The sequence below is a fragment of the [Clostridium] clostridioforme AGR2157 genome (genome assembly GCF_000424325.1).
Taxonomy (GTDB): domain Bacteria; phylum Bacillota; class Clostridia; order Lachnospirales; family Lachnospiraceae; genus Enterocloster; species Enterocloster clostridioformis_A.
The window spans coordinates 15,488-30,463 of the sequence record NZ_AUJR01000055.1 but is presented as its reverse complement, the minus strand read 5'-3'; the positions used below and the strand labels follow the sequence as shown (position 1 = coordinate 30,463).

General features: G+C 39.2%; 13 protein-coding genes and 1 pseudogene. 3 read left to right on the top strand and 11 right to left on the bottom strand.

Annotated features, from left to right (window positions below; genetic code table 11):
• Positions 1–316: 316 nt before the first annotated feature.
• From G614_RS35105 to G614_RS0119495, 3 genes are all read left to right on the top strand, one after another.
• Positions 317–985, top strand: a complete 669-nt coding sequence (locus G614_RS35105; protein ID WP_420341533.1) for a DUF6431 domain-containing protein — start codon at positions 317–319, stop codon at positions 983–985.
• A gap of 74 nt (positions 986–1,059) precedes the next feature.
• Positions 1,060–2,328: a DDE-type integrase/transposase/recombinase gene (locus G614_RS0119500; protein ID WP_027643298.1), complete on the top strand. Its 1,269-nt coding sequence runs from the start codon at positions 1,060–1,062 to the stop codon at positions 2,326–2,328.
• Entirely contained in the window at positions 2,328–3,134 is an 807-nt protein-coding gene (locus G614_RS0119495) for an ExeA family protein (protein ID WP_027643297.1), read from the top strand. Before G614_RS0119500 ends, G614_RS0119495 begins: the two co-directional genes overlap by 1 nt.
• A gap of 166 nt (positions 3,135–3,300) precedes the next feature.
• Here the strand turns inward: G614_RS0119495 and G614_RS0119490 are convergent, their stop codons facing one another.
• The 11 genes and pseudogenes from G614_RS0119490 to G614_RS30380 all read right to left on the bottom strand — a co-directional run bounded on the left by G614_RS0119490 (position 3,301) and on the right by G614_RS30380 (position 14,958).
• A complete protein-coding gene (locus tag G614_RS0119490) occupies positions 3,301–3,579 on the bottom strand; it encodes a hypothetical protein (protein WP_330367001.1) in 279 nt (92 codons plus the stop codon).
• 275 nt (positions 3,580–3,854) lie between these two features.
• A complete protein-coding gene (locus tag G614_RS28140) occupies positions 3,855–4,367 on the bottom strand; it encodes a group II intron maturase-specific domain-containing protein (RefSeq protein WP_330367003.1) in 513 nt (170 codons plus the stop codon).
• Positions 4,350–4,574: pseudogene (locus G614_RS33880) on the bottom strand (reverse transcriptase domain-containing protein); the annotation flags it as partial. The pseudogene G614_RS33880 and the gene G614_RS28140, both read right to left, overlap by 18 nt.
• A gap of 108 nt (positions 4,575–4,682) precedes the next feature.
• Positions 4,683–5,291: a tyrosine-type recombinase/integrase gene (locus tag G614_RS32980; RefSeq protein WP_242828145.1), complete on the bottom strand. Its 609-nt coding sequence runs from the start codon at positions 5,289–5,291 to the stop codon at positions 4,683–4,685.
• Positions 5,292–5,920: 629 nt separating this feature from the next.
• Positions 5,921–7,375, bottom strand: a complete 1,455-nt coding sequence (locus G614_RS28130; protein ID WP_044918327.1) for a flippase — start codon at positions 7,373–7,375, stop codon at positions 5,921–5,923.
• Positions 7,372–8,397, bottom strand: a complete 1,026-nt coding sequence (locus G614_RS0119470) for an acyltransferase family protein (protein ID WP_027643295.1) — start codon at positions 8,395–8,397, stop codon at positions 7,372–7,374. Before G614_RS0119470 ends, G614_RS28130 begins: the two co-directional genes overlap by 4 nt.
• Positions 8,387–9,649, bottom strand: a complete 1,263-nt coding sequence (locus tag G614_RS0119465) for an O-antigen ligase family protein (RefSeq protein ID WP_027643294.1) — start codon at positions 9,647–9,649, stop codon at positions 8,387–8,389. Before G614_RS0119465 ends, G614_RS0119470 begins: the two co-directional genes overlap by 11 nt.
• Positions 9,646–10,794 carry a glycosyltransferase family 4 protein gene (locus G614_RS0119460; RefSeq protein WP_027643293.1) on the bottom strand — a complete coding sequence of 383 codons (1,149 nt, stop codon included), beginning with the start codon at positions 10,792–10,794 and terminating at the stop codon, positions 9,646–9,648. Before G614_RS0119460 ends, G614_RS0119465 begins: the two co-directional genes overlap by 4 nt.
• A 15-nt stretch (positions 10,795–10,809) precedes the next feature.
• Complete coding sequence (locus G614_RS0119455; RefSeq protein ID WP_027643292.1) at positions 10,810–11,940, bottom strand: glycoside hydrolase family 99-like domain-containing protein; 1,131 nt, start codon at positions 11,938–11,940, stop codon at positions 10,810–10,812.
• Positions 11,941–11,955: 15 nt separating this feature from the next.
• Positions 11,956–12,306: a DapH/DapD/GlmU-related protein gene (locus G614_RS28125; RefSeq protein ID WP_207637855.1), complete on the bottom strand. Its 351-nt coding sequence runs from the start codon at positions 12,304–12,306 to the stop codon at positions 11,956–11,958.
• 213 nt (positions 12,307–12,519) lie between these two features.
• On the bottom strand, positions 12,520–14,958 hold the full coding sequence (locus tag G614_RS30380; RefSeq protein ID WP_080664562.1) for a glycosyltransferase: 2,439 nt from the start codon (positions 14,956–14,958) through the stop codon (positions 12,520–12,522).
• Between the last annotated feature and the right edge of the window lie 18 nt (positions 14,959–14,976).

Here is a 14,976-nt window from a genome sequence, read left to right as displayed (position 1 = left end):
TGTCATGCGTCGAATTATAGTTCCTACCTACGGCAACATTACCGCAAATTAAATTCGGCATCTCCTTCATATTATCTATCTTAACGTGCTGTATTTTACGGCACGTTTTTATCTGCCCTATTGACCATTACTTTTCTTTCCACTATAGTCTTTTCGTACCTAAAGAAAAAAGAGAAAGAACAGCCCCTCCTACAGTTCGTTCTTTCTCTCATACCCAATCAAGAGCCGCACTACAGGCCTCATGCAGGGTCATGCCCTAATAAATAGTTGCCTGTATCATAAGCGGTCATCTTGAAATGCCTCATGACATCCGAAGATGTATGAGTGTACATCGTTATATATGCACACTGTTATGATAAGAAAAAACTTACTGTTATGCAAGATAATTCGTATAAAAACTTCATCAAAATCTCTTTTTGATTCCTACATGGAGCATTTCCATCCCGAACTGGAGACCTGTCCAATCTGTGGGAGCACTGGTAACTGCCATGTCCATGACTATTATGGCAGATCTATCATTGACTTTGTAACCGGCAAACAGCAGAAATCACATCTTTGTGTCCTCCGTGTATTCTGTGAAAACTGTCAGCATGCACATGCTATCCTCCCGGATATCATCATCCCTTACTCAAGCTATGGTCTGTTCTTCATCCTTCGTATTCTCGGTGAATACTTTTCCAGACTTTACACGATCGAACAGCTCTGTGAAAGATTTGGCGTCTCACAGAATCAATTCTTCAAGTGGCTCGGTCTTTGGAAAACTCATAAACAGCAATGGCTTGGTCTTTTGTTGGATGCTGAGACTTCTGATTCCTCTTTTTTGAAGGATCTCGTCACCTTGGACAATTACTCTTCCTTCTCCATGGAGTTTATTCGGCTGGTGTCTCAGTCCTTTCTTCAATCACACCAAAATCCCATACTGGCAACTCTGAAAAACGCACGTTATCATCAGACCAGTTTCACTCCGGATATTTCCATCTTCTGACCACACGACCATGGGATGGCAACCGGCTTTTTCTTTGCTTATGATGAAGAAAACCTAAAAAGGAGGACTTTTTCATGAGTAAAGATACTGAAAAAACAAAACATAATGCTGAAATAGCCCAGTTCCGCTTCGCACTCATTGCTCCTGTCATTCAGGGGCTTTATCCTGATGCCTCGGCAACTGCCTACTACAAACGGGTCACCGCATTTCCCCTGACCCTTCCTGATGGTTCCACTGTCTCTTACAGTTATAAAACACTGGAAAAATGGAAGTCTCAGTACACTCTCGGCGGTCTGGACGCCCTGATGCCCAATGCCAGGTCTGATAAAGGTATTTCCCGTGCCTTAAATGAAGATGCCATCGCTGAAATCTATCACATCAAGGAAGAACACCCTCGCATGAATGCCACACAGATCTATGAGCATCTGGTAAGGGAAGCTTTCATCCCGGCTACTGTCAGTGTTGATTCTGTCCAACGCTTTATCAGACACAATGACCTCAAATCTGCCAGAGACCCAAACTTGCGTGACCGTAAAGCATATGAGGAAGATAAATTCGGAAAAATCTGGCAGGCTGACACCTGTTACCTTCCTTACATCACTGAAGATGGCAGATCGCGTCGTGTCTACTGCATCATGATCATTGATGATCATTCAAGACTCCTGGTAGGCGGCGAACTCTTCTACAATGATAATGCTTACAACTTCCAGAAAGTATTAAAGAATGCCATCGCTGCCTATGGAATTCCTGACAAGCTGTATGTAGACAATGGCTGCAGTTACTCCAACGAGCAGCTTTCCATGATCTGCGTATCCCTTGGAATCCTTCTTTTGCATACAAAAATCCGTGATGGGGCCAGCAAAGGCAAAGTAGAACGCCATTTCCGCACCCTGAAAGAAAGATGGCTTTATACGTTGGATATCAATTCCATCACTTCCCTTTCACAGTTCAACGGGATGCTCAAAGATTACATGCGCAACTACAACACCACCTTCCACCGTGGTATCAGCGGAGTTCCTTTGGAACGTTATCAGGCTTCCAAAGATCATCCCCGCAAACCTCTGTCGAGGCAATGGCTGGATGACTGCTTTTACAACCGCATCACCCGTAAAGTACGCAAGGATTCCACCATCACCATCGATAAGATCTGCTTCGATGTACCCATGCAGTTTATATCTGCAAAGGTCGATATCCGTTATCTTCCGGATGACATGGATTCTGCCTACATCCTGTTCGATGATAAAAAGTTTCCTATCCGCCAGACCAACCGTAATGAAAACTGTCGCACGAAGCGAAACAATCTTCCAATGATCGACTATTCCAAAGCTGGAGGTAAATCCTGATGTATAACTCCTTCTATGGCCTTACTTTTAATCCTTTTGACAAACAGCAGCTCAGGGAAAAAGACCATTTCATTTCCAGAGACTTCACCGAAATGACAAACCGTTTGAATTACCTGAAGGATATCCGTGGTATCGGTGTATTTACTGCCAGACCCGGCATGGGAAAATCCTACGCCCTGCGCTGTTTTGCAGCAAGTCTGAATCCCAGCCTGTACCACATGGAATATCTGTGTCTTTCCACCATCAGTGTCGCAGACTTTTACAAACAGCTCTGTGCTATCCTTGGAGTTTCTGACAAAGGAGGAAAGACCGGTATGTTCAAGGCTATCCAGGAACAGATTACCTACCTCTATAAAGAAAAGCGGCAGCCACTCCTTCTTGCCATTGATGAAGCACAGTACTTAAATACCGGTATCCTCAATGATATCAAAATGCTAATGAACTACGGTTATGATTCCGTCAACTACTTTACCCTGATCCTTTGTGGAGAATCCCATCTCAATGACACGCTCCGCAAGCCAGTACACGAAGCACTGCGTCAACGTATTACTGTCCACTATAACTACACCGGACTATCCGATGACGAGGTATCAAAATACATCCTGCATAAGATCCAACTGGCAGGTGCATCTTCCTCTATCATTGACCCGGCAGCTCTTGCAGCTGCCCATAGCTTTACCCAAGGCAATCCCCGCCTTATTGATAACCTGATGACAGATGCCCTGACTATCGGTGCTCAACAAAACAAGAAAGTCATTGATCACGAAATCATTCGTGCTGCTGTTGATAATCAAGGACTTTATTGATGAAGTTTTCAAAGTACATTATTAAGGCTGTGACTATTGTCATGGCCTTGTTTCAAAAACAGCACCGGCTGTTCTTCAAACAAAGCTACGACACTCTGCGGTTATCCCGCTGTGAGTCTGCGGCAAGTGCCGGTACGGCACAATCGGAGAGGTGTTTACACCGAAATCAACGTGCAGTTTCTACCTCCCACAATGTGCCGTCTGACACCACACAGTCAAGAATAGCTGACCGACCCTGCAAGTTCTTATAATCCATCTGAATTACTTGATTCAGAACTTTTAAATCCTTCTTGCCCATGATAACTTGCAGGACATATTCTGTGCATTCACGCTTTTTAAATACATTCCGCATGAACACATCACTCATAAGGGTGAGGTTCTTTAACACTCCCCTATATTTCTCGTAGCGTACTTCCAGTTCATTATCTGCTACTGTATAATCCATGTCGGCAACCGCCTCCATTCTATCATCATCTTATAGAGTCTCTTATCTGGGAAACCCGGAGCCTTACAAAACACTCCTCTTCCCCACTTTCATATTACCATCAAAACCAGCGGATTGCAAGTTCACAGCGGCTGTATTCACAAAAAATTTTGAAATAGCCACACTCCCTGCCCGCCCCGTGTAATTGAAAACGACATAATAGGGTAGAGGGAGAATAAATTTTCTCGCCCCTCCCATTGAACCGTATGTACGGGTCTCGTATACGGCTCTACAATTTATATTCCAACCTCAGTTAGGTAATAGGATAAAGGATTGAGCAGTCCTACCCCGTCTTTTATCCTATTTTCAAGTAAATCTTTGCTAATTATGAAATTTACAACATCCATACCGCTTCTTCTGTACCATCCTAATCTTGAATTTGCAACCTTAAAGATTGCTTCTTGATTAAATCCATTCTTATTTTTTCTGTTCAGATAACTTAAGTTCCTGTAGATTGTTTTCGGTGTTTTCCATTGTTTCATGACTATGACCCTAATTTTATGCCTTAGCCATTGCCCTAACTCCTCCATATACTGCTTCATCATCCCTATTCTAAAGTAATTTATCCACCCTCTTGTGATTTCATTTACACGCTTGATTGTAACTGCCAATGGTCTTGCTATAGCTTTGCCTCTTTTCAGATATTCGCTCAGCTTCTGTTTCAGTTTCTTCTTCTTTTCATTGGTCGGCCTCACTTTCCACTCCGTACCATTCTTCAGAAACGTAAATCCAAGATATTTGCTTCGCATTGGTCTGACTACCTTTGTTTTGGTTGCATTTACTTTTAGGAATAATTTCCGCTCCAGCCAACTACAAATAGACTTCTTTACCCGATTGGCTGATATTTCACTTCTTGTGAAAATCAGCACATCATCAGCATATCTTGTAAAACGCAGCCCCCTCTGCTCCAGTTCCTTGTCCAGTTTATCCAGATAGATGTTTGAACACACGACTGATAGAGGTCCGCCCTATGCAAAGCTGCAGACTATGCAAAGTAAGATGCGATATCCACCATATATAGAGGATTCTTTCCTGATTTACTTTGCATACTCTGCTCACAGTGACTACAAATCAGATAACCATTCCATAAGGTCGTTGTTTTCACTCCAATCCGGAAGATTAGAATCTATCAAATCCGGATAAGCATTCTCTAACGCTTTGCGTTTGAGTTCTGCATCGGCACGGGCGTAGATTTCAGTGGTTTTGATATCACTGTGTCCGAGAAAGTCACGGATATATATCAGATTTACACCTGCCTGAAGGAGATGAACTGCTTTGGAATGCCGAAGCATATGGCATCTTACTTTTTCAGGTACTTTGTCTGATACTTCGTGTGCCATAACAGCATATTTATTGATGATATAGGCAACACCCTCTTTGGTCAGCTTATTATACTGCTTGTTTGTAAAGAGCGGATAGTTGGCTTTGTGTGCCAGCCCCAGTCTGTTCTCTGAAATATAGGCTTCTACGAGCACAGCCGTATTCTTCATAATGGGAACCCGCCGTGTCTTATTTCCTTTTCCGGTCAGTATCAAAACAGGATTACTTCCGGGAATAAAGTCCTTTACAGAGAGATCTATGATCTCTTGGACTCTGGCACCGCTGTCATACATCAAACTTATGAGCGTAAGATCCCGCCGTCCCTGAGATGTAGACTTGTCAGGCTGCTCCAGCAGAATCTTTATTCCTTCAGGAGACAGATGCTCTACTACCGCCTGATGTTTCTTCTTTACCGGGATGGCGAGTACCTTCTGATAGTGATACAGTGATTCCGGCGATTCAGCCTGTGCATACCGAAAAAAGGAATGGATGGCTGTCAGCCTCAGGTTCCTTGTGGAAATGGAACTTTTCCGTTCTGTTTCCAGCCAGTCCAGGAACCGCTCAATCCGTCTGAAGATAGCTTCTTCATGGTAAGTTTTTCGACCGGAACCGTTTCTTCCTTTTCACAGAAAAGCAGGAGTAGTTTAAAGGTATCCCTATAGGATCTGATGGTGTTCCGTAAGCGCTCAATAAAATAATGGCTATCTTTTTGTAAAGCATCCAGCTATAGTTAAAGCAAACTGTTCCAACTTCAACTTTTTGATTTGATCCGGCATCTCTGCTGTATCATTTCTGACCAGGGCATCAGCTCTTCTATACCTTCGGGCTCATCTTTGTAGTCCGGCATATAGAGCAGTACGGTCTCCAGATACGCCTAGATGTTCAGATTGTTAAGTTTTGCAGTCCCAAAGTCCATAAATAGCATCTCTGGTTTTTTTATGCTATAAACTTTATAAAGCTGCCGCTTCCCAAAAGACATAATTTATCTTTGTGACAATTTTCTCTTAAACCGATTTATTCCTTCCATTACTATCTCATTCTTTTCAATAATAAATGTAATAAGTGATAATGCACAATACACAATCGCTCCAACTACAATTTGCAATAGCAAGGTTTCGATAGAAGTCCCCAGAATTTTCCCTAAGAAATAGACAAAAATAAACATTAATGCACCATATACAATAAATGTGAAAAACGACTTAAAATATCTAAGTAACGGTAATTCATTACGCACCACATATGATTGAATGATACAAACAGTTACTTCAGCAACAATTGTACCGATTGTTGCACCAAAAGCGCCACAATTAGGGATTAGAGTCCAATTCACAACTAAATTTGCAATTGCCCCCGCAATAACAGCTGCTAAATACTCATTATCCTTTTTATTTGGAATCAAATACTGCGTCCTTATCACATTGGCAAAGGAAACAAAAGGAATCGTAACAGCCAAGCCCATAATTATTGTTCCAGAAACAGAAAATCCATCTCCCCAGAAAACCGGTGCAAAAGTCTTGCCTACACCTGCCAAGCCAAAGGCCAATGCAAATGCCAAACACATTACAAATTCCATCGATAAAGCTATATATCGCATAGATTCTTTTTTATTGGTCGATGTCGCAAGATTGGACATTTTGGGCAACATAACTGTTCCAAAAGATGCAATAATCGTCATCGGAATATTAATTACCTTTTCTGCATTTTCATAATAGCCAAGTTGTGTTTTGCTACTCATAGATCCTATCATTATTTTATCCATGTATTTATACAAGCTTACCGCAATGGCTGGAATAAAAAGAATAAACAGCGGCTTCAAATGAATGGTAACTTCATCCATCCGTATTTTTACAATTCTCACATACTTTCTCAGCGGAATCCATAATGTCAGCTGGCTGACAAGCATTCCGACAGCCATTATTGCACAATATTTCCACAAGTCATCACTGTCTTTTACAAGTAGAAAAACACATGCTACATTTAAGATTTTAATTATCGTATTACGAGTTACGGTTAGTTTGAATTCCTCAATTCCGAAATAAAACCAGCTTATGTCAAAAAGACCACTTAAGACAAAGGCTCCCTGTATTGCCGCATATACTTTGTCCTGTTCCAAAGAGCAAACATAGATCAAATACACAGCACAGCAAATCAAGGATGTAATAATGTGAATAACTAGAATACTCGAGAATGTTCTGTTTAATTTATTCTCGTTATCTCTAGCTTGCGCTATTGCACGGTTTCCGTAATTTTTCAATCCAAGCATGGAAAAAAGGACAAAATAATACGCAATCGAATATGAATATGAATATATCCCTAAGCCTTCTGCCCCCAACACTCGTGCTATATAGGGAGACGTAATAAAGGGTAAAATAAGCACCAATAGTTCATATATGATTTGGTAAAAAAAATTTTTCTTTACACTTGATTTGTTACTCATACATCTCCTCTTTCGGATAATACCATTTTAAGCGGTCGTTTTATCATCCAATTACATTTCCTCTTGATTATAAAAACAAATAAACTGGTAACACTTGCAATGCTAATAAAGTAAACTATGGTACAATCTCTGAAATCAACTGTACACCATTTGCTCAAAATTAAAAATACTACCGCACATAATTGCTTTCCGTAGGATTGAAGTACCAAATAGAACGCACTACTTTCCCCAATTACTTCAAGATATTTAGCTTTCATGCTATATGTCCCAATATATAAGCCAACACAGATCAGCGAAGATATTATATAAAATAGTAATGGAGAAGAAATCCTCAGACGGATTAAGTCAACATCAATTCTAATAAAATATTCAAATACAAGACACAGGCCCACACCGATAATAGCTAAAAACTGTTTTATGCGTGATACATTTTTACCATACTGTCCAACGATTTCTCCAATCCAAATGAACCATATACACAGCAAACTTACATCCAGACAGAACGGCAGTCTTACTTTTTCAGCAACAACATTTGCATATATATTCCCCGCAATTGTACAGGCAATTATACCGGGAACTACTATTTTTCCTTTTCTAAAAAGAAAATACAAAACATTTGCTGAAAATAAGGCCGGAAAAAACCACAACAAGCCTAAATAATTCTGGCTATCATATGGAACAACACTTCTTACTCCCATAATAACGGCTATCACTCTTTTAAAGAGTAACCCCACTGTCTCTTTCCCAATGATACACTTGATAACGTGAATACATATTTCAACCCCATTCCACACAACGTAAGGGTAAATAAGAGAATCCAACATATGCTTTATGTAACCATTTAAGTTCATTTTCGTTTCTTTATTCTTCCAAAGGGTTCCACTCAGGAAAAAAAACAGGGGCATATGAAATACATAAATTATGGATTTTATTCCTGAAGGCAGATTAAGATGTCCAAGAATAACCAATAATACGCCTAATCCCTTTAATATATCAATATTATGTATTCTTTTATGCTGCATTAAATTCACCTTGACTTAATATCCTTTTAACCTGTTTTACTGCTAATATAGATAAAAAATAAGGAACAATTGTTTCTACTCCATAAAGCGGATTCTCCGATATTCCAAGTAATACAAAGAGAACTTGATACGAAAGAGATACATTTAATGTAAAAAGGCACTTATCATCAATCACATATTTTCTCCTGATTGAACTATATGTTTTGATTGTCTGATATAAGTTATATATAAACCAACCTACAAACACAGTGAATCCAACCACTCCAGTTTCACATAACAGAGATAAATAGATATTATGTGCCGCAAACACGCTACCAGTTAAAGTCTCATACGCATATACAAATCCGCCCCAGCCTACACCTAAAATCGGATTATTACTAAATATTTTCCATGCAACTACATATAACGCATCCCGTCCCATTGTAATATTATTTGATTCATACGTTTCAATAAATCTCTCAACAAACAAATTTATTCCTGGAATAAAGTTTCGCAAAATCAAGAACAATATCATAACTGCAAGCGTGAGACACAGTATTTTAAAAATGCGTCCATGTTTTTTGTCACTGTTATAGTAATAATACTGCACAATTATAGCAGCAGCTCCAAATATAACATGTCCTCTTTTTCCTGTAAGCAGTAATGCCACGAACAGAACAATCGCCAAGAAAAAATACCTCTTATTATTCTTTTTTCCTTCAGAAAAAATTCGCGATACGCAAACTAATATTCCCATAAGAATATAATAGGCATTCAATGTATAATGTTTTGCAATTCCAGCAACAGCACCCCTATTATATGAAATCATCAATTTATATTGATTTTCTGATTCAAATATCGGAAGTACTGTATTCAAATAAAATGCAGGAAAGGCATAGCATATAAAGGTAAACAATGCGTATATTATTCCAGCAATGAGAAAACAGTTAAATCCTATTCTTACAACATCCTGATTATCCCTGAAAGTAAAATAAGCTATAAAAGAAACCATAAAAATCAACAAGAAAAAGTAATCACCATGAGCAATATCCTGGTTATTTACCAACACAAAAGCGGCGATTATAAATGTAACCAAATCATCCTTTTTGATATATGAGCCTCGAATATATGACAATGCCAAGAATGCGCATAGCAATACAGAAGCATAACGGATGGCAGAATTGATATAAATATATTTCCAAAAAGATGTTGTACATATATAAAGCATTAGCAGTACTATACAGAAAAAAGCTCTTGGCCTTCTAATTTTCATCTCTGCCTTCTCCCATCAAATAATATCTTTGAATACAAATTATAGACATCTTCAGCGCATCTCTTTATCGAAAAATAATCCTTCGAATACCGGTAGGCATTTCGCCCCATTCTTCCAATTTCTTCCTGATGTTCATATAGATATTGAAGCTTATCAGCTAAATCGTATACATTACCCGGTTCAAATAACAGTCCATTTTCTTTATCCGAAATAAGCTCAATCGTACCGCCTGATGCAGATCCAATTACCGGATTTCCGCTCATCATTGCCTCAACTGTCACCCGCCCAAATGCTTCCGCCCTCGATGCAACAATTTCCACATCAGCGTTATTTCTAATTTCTGGAAGATTGTTTACCTGACCAAGTAAGGTAATTCCAATCGTGTCGTCAATTGTTACACCTAAAGAATCCAATGTTCCACGACCCGCCAATAAAAGAACGACATTTTTTATTCCCCGCTTTCTCAGTTCTTTAATTGCCTGAATGGAAATATCCTGTCCCTTTGCCTTTTGTATAGATGCTGCCTGAATGCATGTCATGACTTTTTTAGGGAAATAGTGCTTATTAGGATTGAGATTTTCCACTCCAACACCATTATAAATGAGATGCAATTGCTCCTGTGGGGTAAATCCATCATATTTGTTCATAACCGCCTTCGAGATGCATACTATATGATTTTCCCTTGATGACACAATTTGTCGAAACTGAGCCTCTCCTCCCAATGGATACATTCCAAAGTCTTCTGCTCCCATTTCTCTGGCATGCCAAATATGGGGTATACCAAGTATCTTACTATAACGATACCCCATATCCACAACAATGGAATTCGTATGAATAATATCTATCTTCTTATCTCTTATAATATCCGCCGTTTTTCTTGCAAGTCGTTGATTTTCATGACTCCATATAAATTTCCATATTAATTTTTTTATCCAAAAATTATTGTCCTTAACCTGAACCCATCTTCGAAATGGTACATAAACAGGATCAATCGATCTTTTTCTGAGAGCATCAATTACTGCTCCTTCTTTATACGGAAGAACAACCGTAAAATTGCAACGATCAGACAACTCATCAATCAAATTAATCATTGAACGGCTTGCACCATTCAAGTTTTTTTCATGACCGATAAATAATACATTCATTTTATCACCACAATATCACTGGTTAGGAAATTCTCCATTTTCCTCCAGTGCTTTCTTTATAGCCTCTAAATATCCATACTGATACTTTTCATCCGGCTCAATATATCCGCCTTCTGCCCATTCGTTCCAAGCAAACATAAAAATCATATCCTTATGGTAGACTGACTTTGCTCTTTTAATCTGCTTTGAAAGATATTTCTGAAACTTTTCCGGACTGGCCCCTTGATGAATCGACCCACGAGTCGGTCTGCGGGGAGTATTATCCCAGTCAACATATGCTCCTGGAACGCACTTTTTTGACACAGGTTTTCTTTTTAATATGGTTTCCCACACCTGATCATAATCAAAAAACTTGAGTCCTGTATTCATCGACACACGTTCAATATTAATATTCGTGTGCATATTTAGGAAACACTCTATTTTTCTCTTGATCTTACGTAATGTAGGATGCTTCTGGTGGGTTAAATCACGCACAGCATAAGGCGGTTCATAGTGAATGTTATAGTCAAACCGCGAATCATCCGGCATGGTAAGCTGATTCTGATACAATGCCTGATATGCAAAAGAAATTCCAGGAAACCCTGCTTCTACTGCTAATTTTTGATAATAATCGAGCATCTCATTCATGTCAGGAATAATATCTGTTTTATACAGAACAAACAGCGGCTTCCCATCCACTTTGATATAACGTTCATCTTTGAAATAGGGAAGTAAATAATCGAAGTGTTCTTTCCATTCCTTTTCTCTTCCATATCGCTGCGCGATCAATACTGTCGCCTTTTCAGCAACCCAACCATTTGTCCACGGCTCATTTGCCCACGATAAACAAAAATGTATATCAAGCGTTTTATCTTCCAACAAATGCTCTACTGGCTGTTCAAGCAAAAGTTTTCCATTAAACCAGTAGTGATAAAGACACCATCCATAGACCCCATACTTCTTAGCTAATTCTACCTGCCATCGCATTGTCTTCGGGTCGGAGAGGTCATAGTAGTTTTCATTCAACGGAATTCTGGGTTGATAATGCCCTTCAAATAACGGCTTTGCCTTCTTCATATTCACCCATTCCGTAAAGCCTTTTCCCCACCATTCATCGTTCTCCGGAATGCAGTGGAATTGCGGCAAATAAAACGTAATAATTTTCATAATATCCTCCGTACGCTATTCTTCCATTAGTACGCGAATCAATTCATTGCGCCTATTCTTCTCAAATGCATTAAGATCAAATATATTTTTATTGTTAATAAGTTTTTCTTTATATTCATCAATTGACATAAGCCGCTTGGCTGGTACCACACCCCCCCCCCCCCAGACTTCTCCAGAGGGTATATCTTTGGTAACGATACTCCCGGCTGCAATTACACAATTATCTCCAATTCTGGTTCCGGGATTAACGATAACTCTTGCGCCAAAAAAGTTGTTATTACCAATTTCAATTTTTCCAAACTTCAAGAACGGTTTATCTTCAGGATACAAATAATCGAGTACCCATCTTCCACCGTCGTGTAACAAAAGCACATCCAAATGAAATCCTATTATGGTCACCAATCGATATCAAATAAGGTTCAGAGCCAAAATTAGGATGATCCACAAAGCTGTTTCCGGCTCCAATTTTAACGCCTTTCTTTCTTGCGTATTCGACCGGATTTCTTAGATACCTTATTTTCCATATTATCTTCTTTAGATCGTTTAACCCAATCTTGTTCATTTCTCCACCCCTACATATTATTTCTTTCCAATTAACTCAAGATAGAGTTTTTGATATCTCTGACTCATGATTGCAGCCGAAAGTTCTTTGTTTGCTGTTTTACTTGCTTCCTGTCCCATATGCTGCAAATCTTTTTCCATCATTTCATCAAACTTACTGATATAGTCCTCTCGATCGCCCAGATGATAACTCATTCCATATTGATCATTAATCTCCAATACTTCGAGGTGCTGAGGAATATCACTAAGTAATACAGGTAATCCAGTTGCCATTGCTTCTAATACTCCATTCGGCATCCCTTCACTTTTACTGGCTGATACATATATATCCGAAGCCTGTAAGTAATCGCTCACGTTATTAATATTGCCAGTGAACAGTAACCTTTCATCGTTTGCGTATTTTTCACGAATCGCATTAAGGTTCGGTCCTGCTCCCATGAGAACCATATAGATTTTCCCAGCTGATTTTGATGCCAGAATACCTTCAATAGCAAAAGACTGATCCTTTCTATCAATAAACTGTCCGGAGTAGGCCACGATTATCTTATCAAGCGGCAGACCAAGCTGAACTTTCATTTCCTTTTTCTTTGCTTCATCTGCGTAACTATACTGACCAATATCAACACCGTTCCGAATGAATTTAAATTCCATGCCATGTTTTTGTTTGTAAATCTTCGACAGACTTTGCGAGCAGGTAACAAAAACTTCCCCTTTCTTTAACTGCTCAGCAATCAGATGCATATCTTTATGTGCAAGGAGATTGCCTAACTGTTTCCCATATTTGTCGGGGTAGTCTTGATAACAATAATTTCGCAAAGTCACCAAATGTACTGCATCTGAATAGGCCAGACTCATTGTATACGGAGGCATCCCCAATCCTTGAATCAAATTCGGTTCTATTTCACTTAATAATTTGGCTAGCTTATTTTTACCTTCGACAACTGAACTTATTTTACTCATACCAAGGCAATGGAATTCAGGAACAACATCTAAATACCTTTGAATGACCGAGTTCCCCAAATCTTCCTGAAACAGCGTTATTACAATAGGTTCAAACAAATCTCTATCGAGATTCTTGATAATATTTAATGTCTGATTCATTGGACCGCTGTTCTTACAGTTTGTAATGACATAAACGATCTTATATTTGCCCTTCTTATATTCAGGTTTTGCTCCTGGAATAACCGGGATGTCCTTCTTTGCGATAGGAATCACATATAGTCCACGCTTTCCTTCATGAACCGAATCAATACAAATTTTTGTTCCCCCACGATTCCATCTAGGATGCAGGTCACAACGACAATCATTATCATACTTGAATGGCGAAAATACCTTTGCTATTCTGACTGGTTGTTCCTGCTCTTCTTTACACAAATAAACGAAAGCCATTCTTTTTCTATTCGGGTAAGAGTCTGTTACAATTAGTGTCCCATCCGGCGAATAACTGCAATGACCATCCGTCGCTAAACGAGGCCAATACATCTTATATTCCTGTGTCTTATCCTTCATTAAATAATAGTGGTCTCCCGTTTCTTTCTTTCGAAGAAATGACAGAATTTCACTATCATTTTTCCAGTAGCAATGCGAAACGAACACATCGTCACTAAGATTATACATTTCCGTTTTATCAATATTTACTGTAACCAACCTTGTATGCTTACGGCCATTCTGGAACCAACGATGTAATACCATAAACCGCTTACAGTTCGGACTAATCATCAAATGATTCACTTTATGCTCGGCACCGTTCATGCTCCCATCTGGTTCAAATGCTGCAAAATCGGTATACTTAAAGAGCTCCGTAATATTGCCGTCAACAACATCCACCTTCCAGATGCATCCCTGATCAGGGCATAATACTCCCTTGGTCGTATCCGGCAAATTCGAGTACCCGTAACCAGGACGCATCCTGTGCAGACGCGAAAAATCCAGACTAAGGATAAAGCTTCCGTCTCGAGCAACATCATAGGCTGCCATTGGAAGTACTTTTTCTTCTTTCTTAGCCTCAAAATTATAAATTACTGAGCAATAATGTCCATCTCGAAAGTCATTGTACAGAATACGACTCTTAAAGTCCGGTCCCATCCACTGAGCCATACAACTTTGTTGCACATTCCATGAATGGGTAACACCAATTTTAATAAACTTGTTATTATTCTGAGTGTCAATCACGCCTACAATGCCAGGCTCTTTCGGAGCTACTGACTTATACGCCTGTTTCACTTTGATGCAGATCATATAACGATCAGCTGCATCCCACGGAGATTTATCATAATATCCATAGAAATATTCATATCCATCATCAGGTGACACCCTAACCACATCGCCCTCAGATTTTATCTTCTCATTTGAAGTTGCTACACTTACAAGCTGATAAACTCGCTTCGCAGATCTCTTAATGATAGGAAACTGCTCAAACATTCGTTTTCCAGCCTTCTCAAGTTCTACAAATCCCATGCTAATTTCTCCCTATCT

Bases quoted from the DNA above. Each gene is read 5' to 3' on its own strand.
- G614_RS35105 (WP_420341533.1), top strand. From the start codon at position 317: ATGTATGAGTGTACATCGTTATATATGCACACTGTTATGATAAGAAAA.
- G614_RS0119500 (WP_027643298.1), top strand. From the start codon at position 1,060: ATGAGTAAAGATACTGAAAAAACAAAACATAATGCTGAAATAGCCCAG.
- G614_RS0119495 (WP_027643297.1), top strand. From the start codon at position 2,328: ATGTATAACTCCTTCTATGGCCTTACTTTTAATCCTTTTGACAAACAG.
- G614_RS0119490 (WP_330367001.1), bottom strand. From the start codon at position 3,579: ATGGATTATACAGTAGCAGATAATGAACTGGAAGTACGCTACGAGAAA.
- G614_RS28140 (WP_330367003.1), bottom strand. From the start codon at position 4,367: ATGCGAAGCAAATATCTTGGATTTACGTTTCTGAAGAATGGTACGGAG.
- G614_RS28130 (WP_044918327.1), bottom strand. From the start codon at position 7,375: ATGAGTAACAAATCAAGTGTAAAGAAAAATTTTTTTTACCAAATCATA.
- G614_RS0119470 (WP_027643295.1), bottom strand. From the start codon at position 8,397: ATGCAGCATAAAAGAATACATAATATTGATATATTAAAGGGATTAGGC.
- G614_RS0119465 (WP_027643294.1), bottom strand. From the start codon at position 9,649: ATGAAAATTAGAAGGCCAAGAGCTTTTTTCTGTATAGTACTGCTAATG.
- G614_RS0119460 (WP_027643293.1), bottom strand. From the start codon at position 10,794: ATGAATGTATTATTTATCGGTCATGAAAAAAACTTGAATGGTGCAAGC.
- G614_RS0119455 (WP_027643292.1), bottom strand. From the start codon at position 11,940: ATGAAAATTATTACGTTTTATTTGCCGCAATTCCACTGCATTCCGGAG.
- G614_RS30380 (WP_080664562.1), bottom strand. From the start codon at position 14,958: ATGGGATTTGTAGAACTTGAGAAGGCTGGAAAACGAATGTTTGAGCAG.